We start from the raw sequence: 25,247 nt of genomic DNA, 5'->3' as shown, positions 1-25,247 counted from the left end.
TTTCGTAATCGTTAACACTGTGTGTTTTTAAAACCAACTACTAAAACTAAATTTTAGGAATCCAATGAAAAAAAGTTATGTGTATTTGCTCTTATGCATTTTGCTCTCCTTTACTGCTTGGTCGCAGGATAATTTGATTAGGGGAACGGTCGTTGATCAAACCGGTGTACCCCTTCCGGGGGCGTCAATCGTTGAAAAGGGAACTTCTAATGGTGTTGTTTCCGATTTTGATGGAAAATTTAGCCTAACTCCTTCCAAGGATGTGGTCGTACTTGAAATTTCTTATGTGGGATATACAACATCGGAAATCTCTGCTAGGCTAGGTTCTTTTCATGAAATTACTTTGGAAGAGGATGCTAGCGAACTTGATGAGGTGGTTGTCACGGCCCTTAATATTACCCGTGAGGAAAAATCCTTGGGCTATGCCGTTGCCAAAGTTGAAGGTGAGGAGGTCACTAAATCTGTGTCGGGAAACTGGTTGAACAGTATGTCAGGAAAAGTTCCAGGGCTCTTTTTTGCCCAAGCGGGATCTGGACCCAGTGGTTCCATCCGTGTAACGCTCAGGGGCGATCAGTCACTTAATTATGGTAGCAACGAGGCGCTAATAGTTGTCGATGGTGTTCCCATAAGTTCAGGTATGACCGCTACACGTGCAGTGAGCAACTATGCCCAGGCCGATGCACCAGTGGATTATGGTGATGGTCTGAGTGACATCAACCCAGAGGATATTGAATCTGTATCTGTACTAAAGGGACCTGCAGCAGCAGCACTTTATGGTTCCAGGGCAGCAAACGGGGCTATTATGATTACAACTAAATCCGGCAAAAAAGGAAAGGGACTGGGTATTACCGTAAATTCGACCGTGAGTTTTGAACAGGCTGGTTTTTTTCCCGATTTCCAAACAGAATATGGAAATGGTTCCGATATGGGGGAACAGCCATATTCCCTTTGGGAATTGACAGAGGATATGGCTCCCGACGGTGTAGCAACAAATAGACATTATTCTAGGTACACTTTTGGTGAGCGGTTCGACCCAAACAAGATGCGTTACCTATATGCTTCCAAAAACTGGGAAACGGGCACATTTGCCAAATTGCCATGGGTGTATCAGGACGATTGGTACACTGGTCTATTCCGTACGGGCGTCACTACCATCAATTCGGTGAGTATCAATGGAAACAACGGGGAGGGAACTTCCAGCCGACTTTCTATCACCGATTTTAAAAATGATTGGATCATGCCCAACACAGGGTTCGACCGTCAATCGGTATCCTTGGCGTTCAATACCCCCATCAATGACTGGATTTCCTTGAACTCCAAGGTCAACTACTATCGAAAAAGAAGCGACAACATGCCAGGGGGAGGCTACGATGAGTCCAACCCCATGTATGCCTTGATCTGGGGCTTCAATGTAAACAGCATGGACGACTGGAAGAACGAATATTTTGACGGCCGTTACAATTTCTTGAATTGGTCTGCACAAGGTGAAAACGGACAGGGACTGGTGTTCCCTTCCGCAAATTCATATAACCCATATCGCACTTTGTACGAAGCCCTAAGTGCTCATGACAAGAACAGGGTGTTTGGAAACATTGGGCTGAACTTTGACCTAGGAAGCGGGTTCTCTTTAGACCTGCGCTCAGGTCTGGACTGGTCCACGGAGTTTAGAACACAACGAAGACCCTTCTACACAACGGACTACCAAAATGGTTTTTATAGGGAACAGACCGTACGTTATTTGGAGAACAACAACGACTTCATGTTGCGCTACGAAAACAACGACATAGCCGATGGAAAGTTCACACTCTCAGCTTTTGTGGGCGGAAACAATAGGGTGAACGAATATTACAACAGCAGGATTACCTTGGAACAATTGGGAGAGGAAGGAATCTACCATACCACCAACCTGCCCACAGGAGTCAATCCGGACAATTATAATTACAGGAGCAAAAAGGTCGTGAACAGTTTTTATGGCATGTTGTCATTGGGCTGGGACGACACTTATTTTTTGGATGTTACCGCACGTAATGATTGGTCCAGTACCTTGTCCCCGGGAAATTGGTCCTTCTTTTACCCGTCTGTGGCGGCCAGTGTTCTACTTGACAAAGTATTCGACTTTCAGACCAATGCTTCATGGGTCGACTTTACAAAATTGCGCTTTTCGTGGGCCAACGTAGGTAATGATACAGGGGCTTATTCCTTGTCCCAGCCCTATGGGAACACCTCTTTTCCAGGAGGGTATGTACTGCCTGGTACTATCAGAAATCCATTGATTAAGCCTGAAAACATTGAAAGCTGGGAAGTAGGTCTTGAGGCCAAGTTCTTCAAAAATCGATTGTCCTTTGATATTACCAAGTACTATTCCTCGACCACGAATCAAATCGTCTCGGTGAATGTTGATCAAATTACAGGGGCAACGGGTAGGATAATCAATGCTGGAGAAATCACCAATGAAGGTATTGAGATTGCTGCTGGGTTTGTTCCAATCCGGACCAAGGATTTTGAATGGTCATTTGATGCCAATTGGTCCAAGAACAATAATACTTTGGTTAGCTTGCAAGAAGGCTGGGATCCAGAGGAGCCTCTGCAGACCGATATGGGTACGACCATAGGAGGGAGAGTTTATGTTTACTCCTATTTGGGCGGGGAGATGCACAATATTTATGGACGTGGATTCCAAAGAGCCCCTGAGGGTGCCACCTATATCGATGAAAATGGAGAAACTGTTGATGCCTCCGGTATGCATATTGTAAACTCCCAAGGGTATCCAGTTTTGGATGAGTCCCCTGATAGAGAGATTGCAAAAGTGAACCCGGATTGGAGAGGGGGCATGACACAGCGTTTTAGATACAAAAACCTCTCCCTGTCCGCATCATTTTCAGCTCAAATGGGCGGAAGTGCCTATTCTGTAACCAATTTTGCACTTTCCTACCAAGGAAAGCTTAAAAACTCCTTGGAGGGGCGTTATGATGGATTGGTCCACGAAGGAGTAAATGTAGTAGAAAACACGGATGGTACCGTTTCCTATACCAAGAATACAACGGTAACGGAAAACATCCAAACCTACTACAATGCCTATATGTGGAATAGGAACAATACCGAAATGAATACTTTCAGTACGGATTTCTTGAAGTTGAGGGAGCTACGCCTGGACTACCAGATGCCTCGCAAGATAATGGAAAGCATGGGCATTTTTCAAGACATGAGTTTTGGGATATTTGCCACTAATGTATTCTGTTTGACGGACTTCCCGCAGTATGATCCGGAAACCGGAATGTTGAACGGTTCAAACATCATGATGGGTATTGAATCCGTGACTTTTCCAATGACCCGTACCTACGGTCTAAATGTTAAACTTTCATTCTAACCATAAAGCATGAAAACGTTGAAAAAAACAGCACTTATTATAGGAGTTTTGGTACTTGCTTGGGCATGTACCGACAATTTTGAAGAAACTAACACAGATCCCAACAGAACCATAGTGGGCGACATACAGGCCAGTGGCATGTTTGAGCCGCTCTTGTACAACGGTGCCAACGCATGGCAATACTACACCTGGTTCTGGAACAATGAGCTTATTCAGTTTACGGCGTTCACGGGAGGTACCACCCGCCAGGAGCACCGCTACTTTATCAGTGATGCCAACTGGCAGAGCGTATGGAACTTTTATGCAAGATATGCCAATAACGCCCTGCACATGCACGATTTGAGTATTGAGCAGGAAGACCCGTCTTTGGAGGCCATTTCTATCACATTGAAAATCCTTTATTTATCAAACCTCACGGATATGTTCGGGGACATTCCCTATTCCGAGGCCTTTCTGGCCCTTTCGGAGGAAGGAGTCGTCAAGCCGAAGTTTGATTCCCAGGAAGAAGTGTACAGACAAATGTTCGCTGAACTGGAGGAAGCCAATGATATCTATGCCACCAACCCTACTTTTATAAAGCCTGCCTTGGACGGCATGTACGGTGGTTCCATGGACCAGTGGCGTAAGTTCAATAATTCCCTTTACCTGCGCTTATTGAACAGGGTAAGCGGAAGAAGTTCCATGAACTCAGGGAGCAAAATGACCGAGATTTTGAACAACCCATCAAAATATCCTGTCTTCACATCAAATGATGACAATGCCACTGTGGTATTCTCGGGCAATGATCCATATCGCAGTGAATTTAACAACACCAATGAGGGAAGCTTTACCAGTTCAGGTAGAAAACTCACGGAGCAACTCATCAAGATGACCGTTCTGACCAACGAAAGTGACGAACAAATCTATGAAGATCCCCGATTGGCCATATACGGAAAGAAAAACCCAAATACAGACCCAAACTTACCATTCGTATGGAAAGGTACTGTTGCTGGTTGTACCGAGTCTGAACAAAGTGATGTGGACAGAGGGACTTCTTGGCTCAATGCGGCCGTTTTCTGCCGTGCCGATGCCCCCGGTTTCTTTATGGACTTCGCCGAAGTACAGTTTATCTTTGCCGAAGCAGCCCTTAAAGGCCTGATTCCGGGAGGGGAATCCGCTGCCCGTCAATATTATGAATCTGCCATTGCTGCTTCCATTGAAAAATGGGCTCCTTTAGGACAGTATAGTGAAACACCCGTGACTATTTCCAATGAGGATATCACCGCTTTCTTAGCCTCGGACCTAGCTGCATGGGACAGTTTGGATAATAAGGAAGAACTCATCGGCAACCAAAAATTCCTTGCCCTCTTCTGGGTGGGAATGGAGGCATACCATGAATATAGACGTACTGGTTATCCTGAACTTACCATCGGCGACGGGGCCATATATAACGACTTTATATTGCCCACCCGATTCGCCTACCCGAACACGACCATGGCCACCAATGGAGAGAATGCCCAGGAAGCGATCAGCCGTATGAACGGGGAAAACAACATGAAGACTCCTGTATGGTGGAGCAAGGAAGCCATTGAATAAAGAAAAGCCAAACCAAACATTTTGATAAATCTCAAGATTATGTACAGCAAAGGTATTTTTACAATAAAATCGTTCCCAAAGTTCTTTTGGGCATTGATTATTTCCTGCTTCGTCGCGGTATCCTGTGACGACGACAACGGGGAGGGGAGCATCGGAGACCCTTATTTTATGATCGAGGAAGACCCTACCTCTCTTTCTGTGAGCGTGGAGGGCATCAGCCAAAAATATATCGTGCGTTCCAACCGGGATTGGAAGGTCGTGGCCCAGTCGAACATCGATTGGGCAAAAGCCTTTCCGGACGAAGGGGACGAAGACGGTATTTTTAGTTTCAATGTGGAGCCCAATGACTCTTTTGAAAGCCGGACAGCCAATTTTGCATTCGTGGTCGGTGGAGAAGAACAGCCGGTTCTTTTTCGAATCGATCAAGAGGCCAATGTGCCTTATATAACCATCATCGATGGTGAGAATGGTATTTCCGTACCATCGGCCGAAGGAACCGTGAACATTTCGTTGGAGACCAATGTTGAATGGACTTATGTATTGGCAGACGAGAGCTGGATAACCGGGGTAGAGCAAACAGATAACTCTTTGGTCTTGAACGCCGAAAAAAATACTGGATTGGAACGAAGCACTACCCTGATCATCCAATCAACTACCAATGGGCTCACCGAAGAGGTCGAGATCATACAGTCCGCAGGCAATGTTATCCTTGAGGAAGATTTTAGTTGGCTTACCTACGGCAGTACCATTTTCTACACAACTTCTGGTGAAACACGAATGGATAGCTGGACAGAAGAAGAAATGGCCCGTGGTTGGACGAGTACCGAGAACACCTTCAGCAGCAACCAAAAAGTGGTCTATGCACGACCAGGGTTTGTAAAATTGGGCAAGACCAATTATGGTGGAGACCTCATCTCCCCACCATTGGCCGAACTTGATGGGCCTACCGAGGTTCAGGTTACCTTCAAGGCCGTTCCTTATGAGACTGCAGGCGGAACCCAAGACGACAATAATCTCGTAGTAGGTGTTGTAGGTCCAGGGACCACCAGTGTTCCTTCCTTTACAGTGAACAACTATCCCGATTATGATACGGATCCCGATTGTGTTCTGATATGGGAAGATGAAAGCAGTACTTACACTTTTACCATCACAGGGGCCACAGCAGAGACACAGTTGCGTTTTCTTGGAGGAGCCTTTGATCTGAATGGCGTAGGAGCGGGCAAGAACAGGATCTTTATCGACGACATTAAAGTAGAAATCATCAATTAGGCAGATATACATGAAACATACCCGTAGAAAGTTTGTAAAAACAGGGATTGGTGGCCTTGCCTCGATCACTAGTTTCAATATACCATTTTTTGGGCTGATTGCCTGTAGTTCTGATAGTACTGAAGTTCCCTCGAACAATAGCCTGGGCATCATCGGGGTCTCCGTGCCCCCGGTGATCAATGCCTCGGCGGGCAGCGAGGTCGTCCTTACAGGAAAAGGATTCAAGGTTGGTGATCAAATCGAATGGATTTCCACTTCGGATGATTCCAAAAGATTCAGCTCTTCCATAGGATCTGCCACGGAAGCATCGGCCGCTTTGATATTGCCCACTGACATTCTCTCTGGTGGATATCGCTTGGTACTCTCCCGAGATGGAGAAACCTTGATGCTGGGATCTGTACAATTGAACATCGTTGCCGATTCGGACATTCCTGACATTGAGGGGATGACTGTTAAGGGAATCGTGTTCAGTAATGGAGTTGGCGTGGCCGGCGTGGTCGTTTCCGATGGTCATGAAGTTGCCATGACCAACGAAGAAGGTGTCTATTACCTACCTTCCAATAAAGAATCGGGATTCGTATTCATTTCCGTGCCAGGGAACTACGAAGTTCCTGCCAATGGAAATGCGCCCCAATTCTTCAAGCGGCTAACTACCAGTGCCGCAACAGTAGAACAGCATGATTTCTCATTGATAGAGACCGACAATGCAGAGCACGTGGTATTGACCATGGCCGATTGGCACTTGGCCAATCGAAACAACGATCTGGAACAGTTTCAAAATATGGTGCTGCCCGATGTGAATGCCATGATTGATTCATATTCTGCAGCAGGTAAAAAAGTATATGTGCTCACCCTAGGAGACATGACCTGGGATCTCTATTGGTACAGTAATGGTTTTGGTCTCAATGATTATATTCCATACATGAACCAATTACATTCCCCAGTATTCAATGTAATAGGCAACCACGACTATGATCCTTATTTCGCCAACGATCGTTTGGCAGAAGACCCATACAGGAATATTTTGGGACCTACTTACTATTCATTTAATCTGGGTCAAATCCATTATGTGGTGCTCGATGATGTGGAATATTTAAACACGGGCGGTTCACAAGGAACCGTTGGAAGTCGTAATTATAGAGAGCGTTTAGCGGCTGAACAACTGGAATGGTTGAAAAAAGACCTGGCCATGATCACTGATAAGAACACCCCTGTTGTTATAGCAACGCACACCCCGATTTATAAAAACCCATCATTGGACGAGATGGGAAATCAAGTCAATTCCTATAAATTGGACAATGCACCAGAACTCATGGCTTGCCTACAGGAGTTTTCAACAGTACACATCCTTACCGGTCATACACATATAAACTACACTGTTGAGGAAGAACTTGGCATCATTGAGCATAATACTGCGGCCATTTGTGCCACTTGGTGGTGGACTGGCCGTGAAGGCTATGCCGGGAACCATATCTGTAAGGATGGTAGCCCAGGAGGATATGGAATCTGGGAAATCAATGGCGATCAAATGCAGTGGCAATACAAAAGTATTGGTTTTGATACCGATTATCAGTTCCGTGCATACGATTTGAACACGGTACATATTACAGCTGCAAAGTTTGCCCCGAATGCTTCTGAAGGAGAGGTGGAGCAATATGCCGGGCCATATGCCCAGCCCAATCTTAACAATGAGGTCTTGATCAATATATGGGGCTACGATGACCAATGGCAGATTGAAGTAAGCGAGAACGGACGGTCCTTGGATGTCTCTAGGGTCAAAATGATGGATCCTTTGCACATCATTTCCTATGATGCACTTAGACTAAATGTTGGTGCTCAACCCACCGGAGCTTTTGCCACCAGTGAAACTGGCCACCTGTTCAAGGTTCAGGCATCGGCACCCAACTCTACATTGGAAATCAAGGTAACCGACCGATTTGGAAGGGTGTATGCCCAGAGCATGGAGCGACCGAAAGCTTTTTCAACGTCCATAACCTAATTTTGTTCATTATCATTAACAAAAATCACCAACATTTCTATAATCACTATGAATTTTACAATTATTTGTTCTCAATTGGTGAGACGGGGAGTATTTTTAATACTCCCCATCCTGTTCTCAAACATCTCCTGTTCAGAAAATGTGGACATCAACCCCCGTGTTATTGCACACCGTGGAGCATGGAAAACACAGGGCCTTCCTGAAAACTCAATTGCCGCATTGAAACATGCCATCGAGTTGGGTTGCTATGGGGCCGAGTTCGATGTACATATGACCTTGGACAGTGTTCCCGTGGTAAATCACGACCCAGATTTTATGGGAATGGACATTGAGCGCACCAATTATGCCGATTTATTATCGGCCTCTCTCCCGAACGGAGAAAAAATACCTACTCTGGAAGCCTACCTCAAGGAAGGGTTCAACCAAGAGAAGACCAAGTTGATACTTGAAATCAAAAAAGCGCCCTCGGGCAAGGAACATACTTTGCTATTGACCAAAAAGGCCGTCGCCCTGGTACAGCAACTTGGTGGCGAGGCCCAAGTGGAGTACATAACTTTTGATTTTGATGCCGGGGTTTTGGTCAGTGAATTGACACCTGGATCCGAAGTGGCGTACCTCAATGGGGACAAAGCGCCTTCCGAAGCCAAGAAGTCTGGATATACTAGCATCGATTACAACATCAAAGTCTATAGAGATCATCCCGAATGGATCGAAGAGGCACACAGGGAAAACATGACCGTCAACGTATGGACGGTAAATACAGAGGAAGACATGATGGATATGATCAAAAAAAAGGTCGATTTCATCACTACCAATGAACCAGAGAGGCTCTTTTCCCTTTTGGTATCACAAAAATAATTTGCAATTCTGATTTTTGATTCAGGGTAGGATTCCGATGTTCTTATTGAAAATAAGGACGTAGGATTTCTGCCCAATGCAAATATCCCTTTTCATTTAGGTGCAGGCCTTCATCTGTATATTCGGCTTTCAAACTGCCCGAATCGTCCAAGAACAAGGGGTGTAGGTCTATCAATGTCAAGCCATGCGTTTCGGCCAACTGCTTGATTCCTGCATTTACTTTAGCAATGTGTTCATCCTTGTTGTAATGTCTTTCATATTCCCCAAAACTGCTGTTAACGGGAAGTATGGTCTGTACTACTAATCTGGTTTTTGGCGATTCCTTTTGTATGCGGGCGATGATGGTCTCATAGTTCTGGATAATTTCCTGATCAGGGAAATTCCGTGAAATATCGTTGATCCCGATCAATAGGAAAATTTGGGCGGGTTGTCCCTCGGTCACTTCATGTAGGCGCTCTAAGATACCGAAAGTGGTATCTCCTGAAATTCCCCGGTTCCTGGCCTGGGGAAGTTGTAGGAGCTCGTTCCAATGAGCCCGTGCTGTAATGCTGTTGCCCAAAAATATGATATCGTCGGAAGTATTGGGATAGATTTTGAACTGGCGTACTTGGACATCATAGGTGCGGGGACGGTAATCCCTGTTAATTTTATTAGTCTGAGCTATTACGCTCGTGGCACCAAATAAAGCTGTATAAAAAATCGCTTGGAAAACAGAAAATCTCATTTTTAGATCAAATTATAGAAAGCAATCGAAATATAAGGAAATTTATCGAAACATAACAAAAGGATTTTTATGAATTTAAAAATCCGGTCATTAGCTTTTATAATAGGAAAAAGTTTAAACTATGGTTACTTTTATCCCGTACTCTTCCAGGGCATTTTGGGTGAATTTTGAGATTCCTTGATCGGTGATGATTTCATCAATGTGCTCAAAGCCACAGATGCGGCCAAAACCTCGCTTGCTGAATTTGGTGGAGTCGGCCAAGACAATGGTTTTTTGGGAAACCTTGATCATTTCCCTGTTTAGGTGGGCCTCCATTACATTGGCAGTGGTAAGTCCAAAATCAAGGTCGATACCATCCACACCCAGATAAAATTTACTACATGAGAAGTCTGGTAAAATAGACTCTGCATACAGTCCAGTTACGGAAGAGGATCGTTTTCGAAGTACTCCTCCCAATTGTATCACTTCTATTTCTAAATGATTGTTCAATTCCAATGCTACATTTAGTGCTGATGTAATGACCGTAAGATGTTCTTGTGGCACTATTTTCTTGGCAAGGGCCAAAACGGTAGTTCCCGAAGCAATCAGAATGGAATCGTTGGGGGTGATTAATTTTGCGGCAGCGGCTCCAATTTTGGTTTTTTTATCATAATGGATTTTTTCCTTTTCATTAACGTGCTTGTCAATGGTGTATGGATTGATCAATGTTGCCCCGCCGTGTACTCGGTACACGAGTCCTTTTTCCTCTAAAAACTTGAGGTCCTTTCTTGCCGTTACCGGTGAAATATCCATGGTCTCACAAATGTATTGAACCTTGATCTGTCCTTCTTGTTGAATTTTTTCGAGGATATGTTTGTGCCGTTCTACCGTATTCATTCAATAATGATTAGTTAGTGTTGTCCTGTATGGGACAGAATCCCTTAAAGGTATAAATTCTGGATCAATTGCTGAGACATTCCCAATCGGCCCCATAATCATTTTTTAGGACAAGCGTTTCATATTCAGCTATTCAAAAAAGTACCAGGTTTTTCCCTGATTGTTGTTGTCGTTAGTAAAAATAATAAAAAGAAACAAAAGGATATTGTTTGAAAGCGATGTTCATAGTATATTAGCACATATATAACATGTATTAAATCCCTTTAGCCACCCCATTTTTTATTTTAATAAAACCCAAGTAAATGAAATCTTTTTTCAGAATGGTTAATTTATCCAAAACATTCATCTTATCCATATGCTTTCTGAGCATGGCATCTGCCCAACAAGAGCCAAGGCCAAAATTGGTGGTGGGCATAGTCGTGGATCAAATGAGAGCTGAGTACCTATACCGTTTTCAGGAAAATTATACTGAGGATGGTTTCAAACGGTTGATGAGCGAAGGCTTTAATATAAAGAACATGCACTACAACTATGTGCCCACTACCACCGGGGCAGGGCACTCTTCCATCTATACAGGGACAACACCTGCCCATCATGGCATTGTCAATAATAACTGGTACGATCGGGAAGAAAATAGAATTGTTTATTGTGCGGAGGATATGGGAGTATCCCTTATAGACGACCCAAGTTCCATGGACCGTAACAAAAAGGAAAACTATTCAAGGTCGCCCAAGAACCTTATGGCCAATACCATTACCGATGAACTGAAACTGGTCACCAATGGACGCTCGAAAGTCGTGGGAGTTTCCCTGAAAGATCGGTCTGCTATTTTTCCCTCTGGCCATATGGCCGATCATGCCTATTGGTACCATTCGGGAAACGGCAATTTCATTAGCAGTTCGTATTATGCAGCGAACTTACCGGATTGGCTTGTGAAATTTAACAAAAGAAAGCTGTCCGATTCCCTGATGAACCAGACATGGACTCCCTTTTTAACCATGGAACGCTACAGCAACAGTAACCCTGATGACTCCCCTTTGGAAAAAATATATAAGGGCAATAAGAAAAGTACTTTTCCCTATGACTTAAAGAAACTGAGAAAACAGAATGGCGATTTTGCTATGCTTGCCGAGGTGCCTTTCGGAAATACAATTGTAACTGAAATGGCCATGGCCACGATCGATGGAGAAGGATTGGGAAAAGGCAAGGATATGGATTTTCTTGCATTAAGCTACTCCAGCACTGACTATGTGGGCCATTATTTTGGGATTCGCTCCAAAGAACTAGAGGATACTTATGTGCGTTTGGACAGGGAACTGGCCAAGCTACTGACCCATTTGGACAAAACTGTGGGCAAAGGGAATTATTTAGTTTTCCTTACCGCCGACCATGCCGCGAGCGACCACCCTGGGTTCTTGGAACAAAAAGGGCTTCCAGGCAATAGTTATGATCCCCAAAAGATAGGCCAAGGATTGAACGAATACCTATCCAAGGAATCCGGTGTCGAAAACTGTGTTTTGTTTATCGATAACACCCAGGTCTATTTGGCTTCGGAAATAAGGGACAATAGAGAACTTCTTGAAAAAGCTGCCATATATCTGCAAGGTGCAAACAGTATCAAAGAGGTTTTTGTACCTACCTTGCACAGTTGGAATATGGAGAACAGTACCATTGGCGAATTCGTACGCAATGCATACAATTCCAAAAATTCCGGGGATATTATCCTGCACTCCTTTCCTGGCTGGATGGACCAAAGGGATTACGGAACCACACATGGAACAGCCTATGCCACCGACACGCACGTACCTATGCTCTGGTATGGGTGGGGAGTGAAGAAGGGTTTGAGCGTTTCTCCGCACACTATAACGCAAATAGCGCCAACATTATCGATGCTCTTGAATATACCCTTGCCCGATGCTTCGGATAGGAAGCCTATTGAGGAATTGTTTAAATAATTAAGTCAAATCTTTAATTTTTCAAACTAATTTTCAAAAGATTTTTATTTCTTCTAAAATCAATATCAAACCTTCACATGTTTACGAGTTCGGTAATTTCAGTTTATTATAGAATGCTCATATGGATGTTTATGTCAACGTTACAACTCTTGATTACAATGAAAATGGAGATCAGGAATTAGGTTATATTTAATATTGCGATAAGCAAATCGGCCGCAAAAGTCTACAAATCGTCAACATTTAGAAATAAAAAAGGGAAAACCCTTATGGAAATAGTGCTCTGAGAAAAGTTTGATTCTTGACGGATTTTGTAATCAAAAAACTTATTTAAAGGACAAGGAGTGGCATTTTAGAATCATACAGTTTACATCGTTATTATTGGTCGTATATCTTAATTAAAATAAAAAAAAGTATTATTGTTAGAAGTATCCTTAAATTGCTGATGCTGAAAACCAAACAGTTAAATGACCAATAAACTACTACTTGTCATTCTATTGCTTTTCTCATTGAATGCTGTAATAGGCCAAACACTTGACACAGAATTATTGGAATTGAAATTCTCAAATGATGGTTATCCTGAGAGATTTACCAAAGCAGGCAATGGATTTTACTTTACCGTCGATGATACAGAATTGTGGTATACGGATGGAACCGTGGAAGGAACGCATTTTTTTTCTAAATCGACAAACTCAGGAGATATAAGCCTAATATTACCTCGAGAAATTGGTGTTTTTTTCATTGCGGAAAAAGATTACCGAACAGATGAGTTGTGGGTAAGTGATGGTACAGAGGAAGGAACTGTTAAGCTTACGGAAAGAAGCGTGGGCTATAATCAAGGTGGAGCCATTCGCAATCTTATTGTTTTTAATAATAAGGTTTATTTCAGTGCATTTGATGAAACTTTGGGAACTGAGCTATGGGTCAGTGATGGCACTGTTGGGGGCACAAATGTACTAAAGGATATTAATGGTGGTGAGGAAGGCAGTGACCCTTTTAATTTTTTCAGCTTTAACGGATATCTTTTTTTTAAAGCTTACACAGAAGAATTGGGTATTGAATTATGGCAATCGGACGGAACTCCTGAGGGGACCCTTCTATTCAAGGATATTAACCCAGGAACTAAGAGTTCGGTGGCAGGTTCTATTAATTACGCTCGATTGGGAGACAGTTTTTATTTTTTCGCCAACAACGGTACTACGGGTTCGGAACTTTGGAAAAGTGACGGAACCCCTGAAGGTACAATTCTTTTGAAGGATATCAATCAAACGTTTACCTATGGTTCGAGCAATACACAAATGTTTGGTGGTGCTGTCAATGGCAACCTTGTTTTTTTGGCAAATGATGGCGTAACAGGAAATGAACTTTGGATCAGTGATGGTACGGAAGAGGGAACAAAGATCTTAAAGGATATTGCTCCGGGAATCGGTTCGGGAATATTTTCATACGATACCAAGATTGCTTTTTCGCAATCTAAAGTATTTTTTTATGGAAACGATGGTGAAATAGGGGGGCTTTGGGTCAGTGATGGGACATCTGAAGGAACAAAGCTGTTGAAACAGACCTATGTATCAAACTTAACGTTTGACGATTTAGGAAACTTTCTCACATTTTTTGGAGGAGGTTCTATTTACAATGGCGGTTTGTGGAAAAGTGATGGTACTGTTAATGGCACCCAAATGGTTTCTGAAAAAGCTAGCGAGACCAACATTAGCTCTCATGAAAATGACATAATCATAATCGATGGGCAAATTTTTTTCGCTGCGGAAACAGAACGAAACGGAATCGAATTATGGAAATCGGATGGAACGGATGAGGGGACTGACTTGTTTTATGATTTTAACAAATCCGATGGAGTCATACCTTCTTTGTTGACTGCAGTGGGGGACCAACTATTCTTTAGAGGTAATGAATATGGGTACTATGGTCTTTGTACTTCTGATGGAACAATCGAAGGCACAAAATATATTGACATTAATTTGGATGGGCAAAGCATAAGTGACGATTCAGAATTTATTGATTTTAACGGTAAACTATTCGTTAGTGCAAATGATGGAGTGCATGGATTTGAACTGTGGACGAGTGATGGAACACAACAGGGAACTAAAATGGTAAAAGATATAAATCCAGGTAGTGCCAGTAGCATGTACAATTCTAGTTATGTAAAAACATTCACCGTCATCAATGAAAGATTATATTTTATTGCAGATGACGGTACATACGGAGCGGAATTGTGGGTAACAGATGGATCGGAAGCCGGTACTTATAGAATCACGGACATTTCCCCTGGATCAGGAAGCAGTTATCCTGAAAATTTGGTTTGGTACAAAGGTGTCATTTATTTTTCAGCTAGAAATGCACTTTACAGAACTGATGGTACCCCATCAGGGACTGCTAAAGTTATAGGTATGCATGGTTTATCATCAGTAAAAGTAGTTAATAATAGGTTGGTGATGGTGGCGAATGACCCCGAGAACACCTACGGCTCAAATCAAATATGGTTCTCTGATGGAACAGCTGAAGGAACTTATTTTTTTGATTCATATGGTGGCGGTATTGATAGTGGCATACAGTATTTGACCACTTTAGACGATGCATTATATTTTGTTGCATTCTATCCTAATAAGGGATATAATCCTTATCCGGAGTTTCATGGAAAATCCGTTTTTAAAACCGATGGAACACCTGAGGGGACAACGGCCCTTTTCATCGGGAGCGAACATCGGTTTAGCAATGTAGATATTGATGTACTATTGACCTGTGGTGATTATGTTTATTTTGGGGTTCGAGAAGGTTTTTCTTCAGACAAAGAACTTTGGAGAACGAATGGTACGGTTGAGGGTACTATTTCTATTGTGACAGAAGAAGAAGGGGTCTTCAACCATATAAGTGAATTGGAATGCTTTAATGGAAATTTGCTTTTCAAACAAAGTGTTGATTCTAAAAAAATATTTCTGGCGACGGGAGAGACAGATGAAGTATACGATTTAGACATCAATGTTACTAATAACTCATCCTCTCCCAATTACAATTACAATCTAACCAAAGTCGGTAATAGGCTTTTTTTTGACGGTTCAACAGAAGAGAATGGAAGTGAGATATATGTAGCCTATCCTTTAAACATTAAAGCAGACAGTAATTTAAGCGACAGTGATAATGATGGTGTAATAGATTTGTTTGATGAATGTCCAGATACACCAACGGGCGAGGAAATCGATGAAGTAGGTTGCGCACAAAGTCAATTGGACGACGATAACGACGGTGTGACGAATGATTTAGATCAATGTCCATACACCTTGCCGGATGACGTGGTTGATGGGAATGGATGCTCAGAGTCGGATTTACTTGATTCAGATATGGATGGTGTAAACGATACCCTCGATTTATGTCCGAGTACGCCAACAGGTGAGTCTGTGGACGAAAATGGTTGTGGACAAAGTCAACTGGATGATGATAAAGATGGAGTGATGAACGATAGGGATTCGTGCCCTGAAACGCTACCTATTTATAATGTCGATGCCAATGGATGTCCTATCATTTTTGACTTACCGTCCAACAATTTCAATATTGAGAGCATCGGGGTTACCTGTGTGGGCAAGAACAATGGTCAATTGTTGATTACTGCAAATGAGGGCTATAACTATATTGCACGTATCAATAATGATGAGTATAGCTTTACTTCTGAACTAATAGTTCAAAATTTATATGCAGGAAGATATGACCTTTGCATAACCATTCCCGATCAACCCGATTTTATTAAATGTTTTGGTTTTGAAATAGCAGATGCTTCTGAAGTTTCTGGGAAATCCAGCTCCACGGTTTCTAATCAGAAATTGGTGGAAACCATAGAAATTTCTTCGGGTACCGCACCTTATACCGTGTTTGTGAACAATAATGAAAAACTGGTTACCATGGCATCTTCATTTTCGATTGAAGTGGATCATGGGGATATAATCAAGGTAGTCTCTAAGTTCCCTTGCGAAGGTGTCTATGAAACAACACCTAGCCTTGGCGTTGGAATTAGCTTTGCTCCCAATCCAACTGATGACGACGTATTTGTACATTTGCCTTATGCCGAGATTTCCAATGTACAGGTAAGTTTGTACAATTCGAACATGCAATTGGTAAAATCCGAGGTCTCGGATTTGGAAAATTATAGCCTGAAAGTTTCATTACAAGGTTTACCAACAGGAATTTACTATGTTAAGTTGACTATGGATAAGCCTATCGTGTTTAAAATCGTCAAAAGATGAAAAAGATTTTTATAATTTTCATGATATTGGCAATACAGTCCTGCAGTAAATCTGGCGGTGATGAACCTGATATTGTTCAAGATCCCGATTCAGTACCTGATGTTGAGAATACAGCACCGACCATACCTTCTAAAGTCTTCCCGACAGATGGGCTTCTATGCACGGAAAATCCTTTAGAAATTAGATGGGATTCCTCTACGGACAAAGAAGGTGACGCCATTAGTTATGAGGTAGAGCTGTCCCAAGACAATACTTTCAATAATATTATTGAAAAGAAAACGGTTTCAGGGACCAGTACTACCCTCGCCCTTGAAAAAGGAATCCAAGTTCATTGGAGGATAAGGTCCAAGGACAGTAAGGGAGAATACAGTAATTATTCTTCTACTTGGAACTTTTATACAGAAGGGGAAGGGATGGTAAATTACTTGCCGTTTTCCCCAACGTTGATATATCCAACAGCATTTTCCAAGATAGAAGGAAGCAATGTGGTACTAGAGTGGGAATCCAGCGATGTAGATGGAGATCCACTTTCTTACGATATCTATTTTGGAGAAACCACACCTCCAGCATTGTTGAAAGAAAATAGCTTAGGGTCAACATGGGAGGTCTTCATAAATCCAAATAAAACCTATTATTGGAAAATTACTGTAAAAGATGATAATGGAGGTGAAAGTATTGGAGACATTTGGGTCTTTAAAAGTTAAAAAACTGTTCAAATGTCAATGAAACATATCGGTATCATTTCTGTCCTTATATTGTTTTCTTGCAGTACTGATACAGAGCCTATAACCGTTGTTGAACAAGAAGGTCCACCAAAACCCAATGTAAATCCCGGGATTTTCAGTATTACCGATGTCTCTTTTGAAGGTAAATCCGCAATAATTGACTGGGAAGATGTAATAGATGCAGACGGCGATCAAATTTATTATAAACTCTATGTTGATAATGTTCTAATGGGTGAGTATACAGAATCCATTGCAAATGTTCAACTGCAATACAATACCAATTATATGGCCAGGGTCATTGCCACTGATAAAAAAGGAGGGACTGTAGAGACCAGTTTTGAGTTTGATTCACCAAAAAGTAAAATATTATTTTATTCAGAATTCAATGGAATGCTCACAGCATTTGATCTGTATACTCAAAAAGCTCTTTGGACAGAGCGAACTTCTTATATCGAAACACATACTATCTACGAGAATCTTATCTATTCAGGCATCAATGGGATAAATGGACTGGACATTTTAACGGGGAAATGGTATATACAAGTACACCAAGTGTTCATAATAATGCTGAATATAGAAATATTATTGTAGATCAAGGCAATGTTTATGCCTTCGACAGCGATTCAAATTTACATTGCGTAAATCGCATAACAGGTGAAAAGCTATGGGAGAAAAGTTTTTTGGGTTATTATGCCCCCCTTACAATTGACTCAGAAAGGGTGTTTGTTAGTAGCAGAAACAATGATAATATATATGCCATCAATAAATCAACTGGAGGCATTGATTGGAGTAGAGAGGTTGATTTCAATCCAACTGGTGCGGCGCCCCGAATTAACACTAATCCGTTAATTTATGGACAAAACATCTACTATGGGGATAATATTGGACGTTTTTATTCGGTGAATAAAAGCACAGGTGATATGAATTGGGTCATCAGTGGAAAGGGTAGGTTTTATCCTTCGCCAACAATTTTTGAAGAACAGATTATAGTTGGAACATATGATACGCTCTATTCCTTTGACAGTGACACTGGAACCCAAAACTGGGCATATACTCCTTCAGGCTCACTACAAACATCCCCCTTTGTTTACAATGACCGAATATATATAGGCGTTACTGGTAATGGTGATGGGGAACTGGTATGTTTGGGAGCAAAAGGCGGTCAATTAATTTGGAAGTTTGATCTGGAAAATCAGACAACATCTTCCCCAATAGTTTATGAAAATGTTGTGTACATAGGGGATTGGAATAAAAAAATATATGCCATAAAGGCTGATACAGGGGTTGTTGACTGGGAGATGAACACGGACGAGACCATAGTTAAATCTTTCACTTTGGTCGAGGGAATCGGGGCCAAGGTAATATATCCTTCTGTACATGGGTCAAGAAATTAACGGATTTTATTGTATGATAAAACCTAAGCATATCTGCCTTTTATGGATTCTCTTCATTTTTTGTTCTTGCAATAAGGATGAATCCGAAATAATTACGGTTGTGGAACCTTATGTTTCAGAGCCTCTGAGCACTGAGAATTTAATAACGTCTTTTGTTTTAGTACTAAATGGCAATGAGGAACTGGGTGTTATAGATCAGGCTACAAGATTGATTTCTTTCACGACAGCCGGGGCAGATATTCTTGAACTACAACCAAAGATTGAATACTCCGATAAGGCAACTATTTCCCCCTTGCCAAATGTTGAACAGAATTTTGAAAAGGAAGTGGCTTATACTGTTTTAGCCGAGAATGGGGATCCAAATATTTATAGGGTCAAGGTCGATAATAGACCATTGAGCGATGCCAATGACATATTGTCTTTCAAAGTTACTTTGAACAATCAGATTATTGAAGCAAATATTGATAATGAATTAAAAGAGATAAGCTTTAATACGGGAGCAATAGATATAAGTAATATCTCACCTATAATTGAAATTTCCGAACATGCCAAAATATTTCCAGAAAGTGAGGTTTCCCAGAATTTTAATGAGTTGAACAAATATACCGTTACAGCAGAGAATGGGGAAAAGTTAGAATATAAGCTTGTAATTAATAAACCTAAAATTACAAGCTTTCGCACAGCAGTTGGTATTTTTAGCAATAATCCGATGCTGCTTTATACCGGAGCGGACATGGTAGTAAATGGAGAATTTCTTGATATGGATAAAGAGGGTTCTGAAATTTACTTGTTTGATGGTCAAAATAAATTTCCTCTTACTATTACCGATATTCAAAAAACTGACCAAGAGTTCGTCACATTTCATTCATTAAGTTTCCAAATACCTCGTAGTATTCCTTCAAATCCTAATTATAAAATTGTTTATGAAGCTAGTGGTCTAAAAGCAGAATCAGAAGGTTTAATTGATTTAATTTCCGAAAATGCTCCTAATCCAATTTCCTTAAATCAAACTTTGTATCAAAAGGATGACATACTGGAGTTAACAGGGGAAAACCTTCCAGAAATGATAGCTATACCATCAAATGGTTCTCTTTATCTTATTGCCCATTCGGGCAACTATGATTTAATAATAAATGAAGAGAGAACGTTATTGACTCTTACTTTGGACAATTATTTTTTATTTCTTTCCTATTACGGAAGAGATGATGAAGAAAAAAGCATTATTTTATTGGGACCGAATAGAAGAGCTGGAGCTACAATAAAAGCAGTATTTGATTGAGTAATTTATCGGACAAGTTTGAAAGTAGCCAAAATAACAAGTTTTTAGGATGGCTTTACATATTATTTTTATTAAGAGCACCCATAAGCTTACCCCTGAATGTACTATTTTATAGACAGTTTAGCGTTTGGTTAATCATATTTAGAATACAGTATAAGGTGTTGACTTTAAGTTGGTTGGAAATACTGCTTTCTCCCAGTCATCCCAACGCATTTTAGTTTTTGGGAAAGCTGTTGACATAGTTTGATGGCTTGCGTATCCAAGCCATGGAAGCCATTGGGTTCAACCATTTTCAATATGATAAATGAGGGTTGCGATTGAATGGAATCAATCTTTCATTTTGTATATCAGATTACAGGATTTGGGAATTGTATTTGCGATTAAAATTCAAATGGACATTACTTTAACCTGTATAGATATGGACCTCCTTTTACTCCCTGTTTTTTCTTTCCGGTGTTCTCCAAAACATCCATTTGGAATATACGTTTTCTGAAATTTCTTCTATCCAGCTCAACATCCAAGATATCCTCATACAGGTTCTGCAGTTCTTGTAGGGTAAACTCTTTGGGAAGAAGTTCGCCAACAATAAGTTTGTGCCGTAAGTTGTTCTGTACAAATGAGTAGGCTTCGTGAATCAGCTTTTCATGGTCAAAACCAAGATTTTCGGGAATAGCGTCCACATCGAACCAATCAATGCTCGTAATGTTGTCCTTTAACGTCAGCGGATGGTTCTCTGGTTTCACTAATGCATAAAAACAGATAGTAATGACTCTTTTCAAAGGATGCCTGTCCAATGCAGTATAGGTCTTTACCTGTTCAAAGTGTATGTTCCTAAATCCAGTAAGGGAAAAAAGGACCTTTGCGGCACAGTCCTCAATGGTTTCATGTTCCTCCATTACCCCTCCAGGGACATGCCATTGGTTTTTAAAATGTCCCAAAGATCTTTTTATAAGAAGGACTTTTAGTTTCCCGTCTACATATCCAAAAACCGTTATGTCCGCAGTGATGGAACATTCAAATGAATCTGGTTTTACTTGGATACCTTGAAGTTTTTCCTGAGTTATCATTTTTTTGTGTGAATTTTTGCTTTTTTCTTCACGAGAGCAAGTAAAATTTATATATTTAAAACCATGTAAAAAGTACACAGAATATTTTTTACCTAGTCCAATACTTTGTTCAAAGAAAAAAATAATAGCAATGGATAATCCCAAATATAAAGAATTGAAGGGCAAAGTTGTGGGAATAACCGGTGGTGGCGGTATTTTGTGCAGCACCTTGGCCCATGCTTTTGCCAATCAAGGAGCAAAGGTCTGTGTCATGGATTTGAATAGGGAAGCGGCTCAGACCGTTTCAGAAAAAATAAATAATGCGGGTGGGAGTGCAATGTGTATCAAAGTTGATGTGCTTGACAGGGAAAGTCTTGAAGAGGCCAAAAAAGCCATTGCTGAAAGGTTTGGCCCCTGTGATATCCTCATCAATGGAGCAGGGGGGAACCATCCGTTGGGAACGACCAGTAACCCTTATTTGACCAAGGAGGACTTACTTGAAACAGCAAAGGATTTCAAGACATTCTTCGACTTGGATACGGAAGGAATTCAATTTGTGTTCAACTTGAATTTCATTGGAACCCTGTTGCCTACACAGGTTTTCTCAAAAGACATGGTAGGTCGCGAAGGATGCAATGTTTTGAACATTTCCTCGATGAATGCCTTTACACCGCTTACTAAAATACCCGCATACAGCGGGGCAAAAGCCGCTATTTCGAATTTTACCCAATGGCTAGCCGTCCATTTTTCCAAAGTGGAAATTCGTGTGAATGCCTTGGCTCCTGGTTTTTTTCTGACCGACCAAAACAGAAGCTTGTTGACCAATCCCGAAGGAGGACTTACTCCTAGGGGAACCATAATAATCGATCAAACCCCTATGGGCCGTTTCGGTGAACCGGAGGATTTGGTGGGAACAACCTTGTGGTTATGCAGCGAACAATCAAAATTCGTTACGGGTATAGTAGTTCCCATCGATGGGGGTTTCAGTGCTTTTAGCGGCGTTTAATTAAATTAGGGAACGATGAAAATTCAATATCAATGGGTTTAGAACAAACATGGCGATGGTACGGACCAAATGACCCCGTTTCCCTTACCGACATTAGGCAGGCCGGGGCAACCGGTATTGTAACGGCATTGCACCACATTCCAAACGGTGATGCTTGGTCCATATCGGACATAAACAAAAGAAAAAAGGACGTGGAGGCCTATGGTCTTACTTGGTCGGTGGTGGAGAGCATACCCGTTCACGAGGACATTAAAAAACGAACAGGGAAGTATAAGGAATATATCGCCAATTACAAACAGAGCATTGAAAACCTAGGTTTGTGTGGAATTGACACAGTATGTTACAATTTTATGCCCATTTTGGACTGGACCCGAACGGATCTTTCCTATAAAATGTCCGATGATTCCTTAGCACTCCGTTTTGATGCCATTGAATTTGCGGCTTTTGAACTCTTTATGTTGAATCGTGAAGAAGCCTTTGACTACTACGCCAAGGAAACCATAGAAATGGCTAAAACAGCATTCGAAAGCATGGACGATGAAGCCAAGAAGCGTTTGGTCCAAAACATTATTGCCGGTCTACCGGGAGCAGAGGAAGGATACACCGTGAAACAGTTCCAAAAGGCTTTGGATATGTATCAGGACATAGGCGAGGAGGAACTTAGAAGTAATCTGTACGATTTTATCAAGGAAATCGGCCCAATGGCAGAAAAGTCGGGTGTCTTTTTGGCAATCCATCCTGATGATCCTCCATACCCTATTTTGGGCCTTCCAAGAGTGGTGAGTACGGAAATGGATGCAAATAAACTCCTTGCAGCCTACGATAGCCCCTATAACGGCCTGTGTTTTTGTACGGGCTCCTACGGGGTTAGGGAAGACAATGATTTGGTGGGTATGGCCCATCGCTTATCGGAAAGAATCAATTTTATACACCTTAGAAGTACAAAAAGAGATTCGCTCGGCAATTTTTATGAAGCGGACCATTTGGATGGTGATGTGGATATGTATGGAGTCATGTACGAATTGCTAAAAGAACAACTTGGGCGCAGCAAAAAAAATGCAAAGAACCGTCGCATGCCGATGCGGCCTGACCATGGACATCAAATGTTGGATGACATCCTTAAGAAAACCAACCCGGGGTATTCGGCAATAGGACGTCTTAGGGGCCTTGCTGAATTAAGGGGGCTCATGTACGGTATAGAAAAATCCTTGCTTCAATGACATTTATAGAAAATTTTTTGCTGGAGACCCCACAATCGGAAGAATTGTACCGTGGCTATTTCAAGGAAATGCCCATTATGGATTACTGTAACCGTTATAAGTGGAGTGCAGTGCAGGCTTGGTTCGATGCAGGAGCAACCTATGTAAACGTCGGCTCCAAATTGATTTGCAAAGGGGTTTTGGGACAAAATGATTTTGAAGGGCTGCAGAAAAAAGTGGGGGGCACCTTAAAATTGACAGAAAAAATCGGAGAAAAAGAATAATGAAACAGTTCGTAGCCATTCTTTTGTTGTGTACGTTGTTCTTCGTCCTTGGTTGCGAAGAGGTCGGTGGTGTCAGAACTATAAGATTGGCTCATGGTTTGGATATCAACCATTCGGTGCACAGGGCCATGGTGAAAATGGGAGAAGACCTTGATAGTGTTTCCAAAGGAAAGCTTCGAATCGAGGTCTACCCCAATCAACAATTGGGCACTGAACGTGAAATTCTGGAGTTGATTCAATTGGGAAGCCTTGATATGACCAAAGTGTCGGTCGCCACTCTGGAGAATTTTGCCCCGAAGACCAGAATATTGGGGCTGCCCTATCTTTTTGAGAGCCGGGAACACGCATTTGAGGTGTTGGATGGTCCAATTGGACAATCATTGTTGGACAATGCCAAACAATTTCGATTAAAAGGTTTGGGCTATTACGATGCCGGATTTCGAAGCTTTTATACCGAGCATGCACCTGTAACCGCTCCGGACGATTTAAAGGGGCTCAAGATTCGGGTCATGGAGAGTATTACCGCAATGGACATGGTCAAAAGTCTGGGAGGTTCCCCAACACCCATTTCATGGGGGGAGCTCTACACGTCACTGCAACAGGGCGTAGTGGATGGAGCGGAGAACAATCTCCCCAGTTTTTACCTTTCCAAACATTACGAAGTTTGTCCCTATTATTCGTTGGATGAGCATACTTTCTCCCCCGATGTATTAATTGTTGGCACCCAATTTTGGGATATGCTCTCTGATCAGGAAAGGGCTTGGATAAGTGAGGCTGTGAAAAAATCACTGGAGCATCAACGGAAATTGTGGGCGGAATCGGAATCGGAAGCTTTGAAAAAAATTCAAGAGAAAGGTGTGCAGATTTCGTATCCGAATAAGGAACCGTTTATCGAAATGACAAGGGAAATGTACCGAGCCTATGAAGATGATGAAGAATTGAACAACATGATACAACAAATAAAAACATTGGCGAATTGATAGGGTTCAAGAAAAGACTTGAAAATATTTTGGCACGTTTGCTTGTTGTGCTGATGAGCCTTATGGTGCTTAACGTGCTTTGGCAAGTGTTCAGCAGATATGTTCTGGACGAACCAAGTCCATTTACTGATGAACTAGCCCGCTTCCTTATGATCTGGTTAGGATTGTTGGGTGCCGCCTATGTTTCAGGCAAAAACGGTCATGTGGCCATAGATGTATTGGCTAAACGGGCCAATGCCAAAAATCAAAAAGTATTAAAAAGAACAGTGTCCGGTTTTATCATCCTTTTCTGTCTAGCGGCAATGGTGACAGGTGGCGGATGGTTGGTGTACACTACGTATGAACTCAAACAGCACTCCCCGGCATTGGGGTTGCCCTTGGCGTATGTATATGTCGTGATTCCCTTGAGCGGATTGATAGTTACCTATAACAAAGTCGTGGATATAATAACGGATTGAACC

General features: G+C 41.8%; 19 protein-coding genes. 16 read left to right on the top strand and 3 right to left on the bottom strand.

The window, feature by feature from the left end; translation table 11 throughout:
• The first annotated feature begins 64 nt into the window (after positions 1–64).
• Genes DCK90_RS05385 through DCK90_RS05365 form a run of 5 tightly spaced genes read left to right on the top strand, consistent with a single transcriptional unit; the run spans position 65 to position 9,068 of the window.
• On the top strand, positions 65–3,367 hold the full coding sequence (locus DCK90_RS05385) for a SusC/RagA family TonB-linked outer membrane protein (RefSeq protein WP_108245168.1): 3,303 nt from the start codon (positions 65–67) through the stop codon (positions 3,365–3,367).
• Between the two features lie 9 nt (positions 3,368–3,376).
• Positions 3,377–4,942, top strand: a complete 1,566-nt coding sequence (locus tag DCK90_RS05380) for a SusD/RagB family nutrient-binding outer membrane lipoprotein (RefSeq protein WP_108245167.1) — start codon at positions 3,377–3,379, stop codon at positions 4,940–4,942.
• Between the two features lie 39 nt (positions 4,943–4,981).
• Positions 4,982–6,211, top strand: a complete 1,230-nt coding sequence (locus tag DCK90_RS05375; RefSeq protein WP_108245166.1) for a BACON domain-containing protein — start codon at positions 4,982–4,984, stop codon at positions 6,209–6,211.
• A gap of 10 nt (positions 6,212–6,221) precedes the next feature.
• Entirely contained in the window at positions 6,222–8,210 is a 1,989-nt protein-coding gene (locus DCK90_RS05370) for a calcineurin-like phosphoesterase C-terminal domain-containing protein (RefSeq protein ID WP_108245165.1), read from the top strand.
• 48 nt (positions 8,211–8,258) lie between these two features.
• Positions 8,259–9,068: a glycerophosphodiester phosphodiesterase gene (locus DCK90_RS05365; RefSeq protein ID WP_108245164.1), complete on the top strand. Its 810-nt coding sequence runs from the start codon at positions 8,259–8,261 to the stop codon at positions 9,066–9,068.
• Between the two features lie 43 nt (positions 9,069–9,111).
• On the opposite strand, the gene DCK90_RS05360 is transcribed toward DCK90_RS05365, so the two are convergent.
• Positions 9,112–9,792 carry a GDSL-type esterase/lipase family protein gene (locus DCK90_RS05360; protein ID WP_108245163.1) on the bottom strand — a complete coding sequence of 227 codons (681 nt, stop codon included), beginning with the start codon at positions 9,790–9,792 and terminating at the stop codon, positions 9,112–9,114.
• A 114-nt stretch (positions 9,793–9,906) separates the two neighbouring features.
• Positions 9,907–10,668, bottom strand: coding sequence for a DeoR/GlpR family DNA-binding transcription regulator (locus DCK90_RS05355; RefSeq protein WP_108245162.1), 762 nt, complete (start codon positions 10,666–10,668; stop codon positions 9,907–9,909).
• Between the two features lie 302 nt (positions 10,669–10,970).
• Between DCK90_RS05355 and pafA the strand changes: the two genes are divergently transcribed.
• From pafA to DCK90_RS05325, 6 genes are all read left to right on the top strand, one after another.
• Positions 10,971–12,623: an alkaline phosphatase PafA gene (gene pafA, locus DCK90_RS05350; protein WP_108245161.1), complete on the top strand. Its 1,653-nt coding sequence runs from the start codon at positions 10,971–10,973 to the stop codon at positions 12,621–12,623.
• A 464-nt stretch (positions 12,624–13,087) separates the two neighbouring features.
• The gene (locus tag DCK90_RS05345) at positions 13,088–16,873 is read left to right on the top strand and encodes an ELWxxDGT repeat protein (protein WP_108245160.1); all 3,786 of its coding nucleotides are present in this window, start codon (positions 13,088–13,090) and stop codon (positions 16,871–16,873) included.
• Positions 16,870–17,577 carry a fibronectin type III domain-containing protein gene (locus DCK90_RS05340; RefSeq protein WP_108245159.1) on the top strand — a complete coding sequence of 236 codons (708 nt, stop codon included), beginning with the start codon at positions 16,870–16,872 and terminating at the stop codon, positions 17,575–17,577. Before DCK90_RS05345 ends, DCK90_RS05340 begins: the two co-directional genes overlap by 4 nt.
• A 12-nt stretch (positions 17,578–17,589) precedes the next feature.
• On the top strand, positions 17,590–18,189 hold the full coding sequence (locus DCK90_RS05335) for a hypothetical protein (protein ID WP_159075770.1): 600 nt from the start codon (positions 17,590–17,592) through the stop codon (positions 18,187–18,189).
• Positions 18,129–18,992: an outer membrane protein assembly factor BamB family protein gene (locus tag DCK90_RS05330; protein WP_108245157.1), complete on the top strand. Its 864-nt coding sequence runs from the start codon at positions 18,129–18,131 to the stop codon at positions 18,990–18,992. The genes DCK90_RS05335 and DCK90_RS05330 overlap by 61 nt, the downstream gene beginning before the upstream one ends.
• Positions 18,976–20,271, top strand: a complete 1,296-nt coding sequence (locus tag DCK90_RS05325) for a DUF5018 domain-containing protein (protein WP_108245156.1) — start codon at positions 18,976–18,978, stop codon at positions 20,269–20,271. Before DCK90_RS05330 ends, DCK90_RS05325 begins: the two co-directional genes overlap by 17 nt.
• Positions 20,272–20,669: 398 nt before the next feature.
• Here DCK90_RS05325 and DCK90_RS05320 read toward each other — a convergent pair whose 3' ends face one another.
• Entirely contained in the window at positions 20,670–21,338 is a 669-nt protein-coding gene (locus DCK90_RS05320) for an NUDIX hydrolase (RefSeq protein ID WP_159075769.1), read from the bottom strand.
• A gap of 130 nt (positions 21,339–21,468) precedes the next feature.
• On the opposite strand from DCK90_RS05320, the gene DCK90_RS05315 reads away from it, so the two are divergent.
• Genes DCK90_RS05315 through DCK90_RS05295 form a run of 5 tightly spaced genes read left to right on the top strand, consistent with a single transcriptional unit; the run spans position 21,469 to position 25,244 of the window.
• Positions 21,469–22,323: an SDR family oxidoreductase gene (locus tag DCK90_RS05315; protein WP_108245154.1), complete on the top strand. Its 855-nt coding sequence runs from the start codon at positions 21,469–21,471 to the stop codon at positions 22,321–22,323.
• A gap of 32 nt (positions 22,324–22,355) precedes the next feature.
• Positions 22,356–23,543: a mannonate dehydratase gene (gene uxuA / locus DCK90_RS05310; RefSeq protein ID WP_108245153.1), complete on the top strand. Its 1,188-nt coding sequence runs from the start codon at positions 22,356–22,358 to the stop codon at positions 23,541–23,543.
• On the top strand, positions 23,540–23,806 hold the full coding sequence (locus DCK90_RS05305; RefSeq protein WP_108245152.1) for a beta/alpha barrel domain-containing protein: 267 nt from the start codon (positions 23,540–23,542) through the stop codon (positions 23,804–23,806). Before uxuA ends, DCK90_RS05305 begins: the two co-directional genes overlap by 4 nt.
• The gene (locus DCK90_RS05300; RefSeq protein WP_108245151.1) at positions 23,806–24,786 is read left to right on the top strand and encodes a TRAP transporter substrate-binding protein; all 981 of its coding nucleotides are present in this window, start codon (positions 23,806–23,808) and stop codon (positions 24,784–24,786) included. The genes DCK90_RS05305 and DCK90_RS05300 overlap by 1 nt, the downstream gene beginning before the upstream one ends.
• Before the next feature lie 29 nt (positions 24,787–24,815).
• Positions 24,816–25,244, top strand: coding sequence for a TRAP transporter small permease (locus DCK90_RS05295; protein WP_317046401.1), 429 nt, complete (start codon positions 24,816–24,818; stop codon positions 25,242–25,244).
• Positions 25,245–25,247: the final 3 nt, after the last annotated feature.

Source organism: Muricauda brasiliensis (genome assembly GCF_003057865.1).
GTDB lineage: Bacteria > Bacteroidota > Bacteroidia > Flavobacteriales > Flavobacteriaceae > Flagellimonas > Flagellimonas chongwuensis.
The sequence above is the reverse complement of the archived record's forward strand: the minus strand, read 5'-3'. Positions and strand labels throughout refer to the sequence as shown.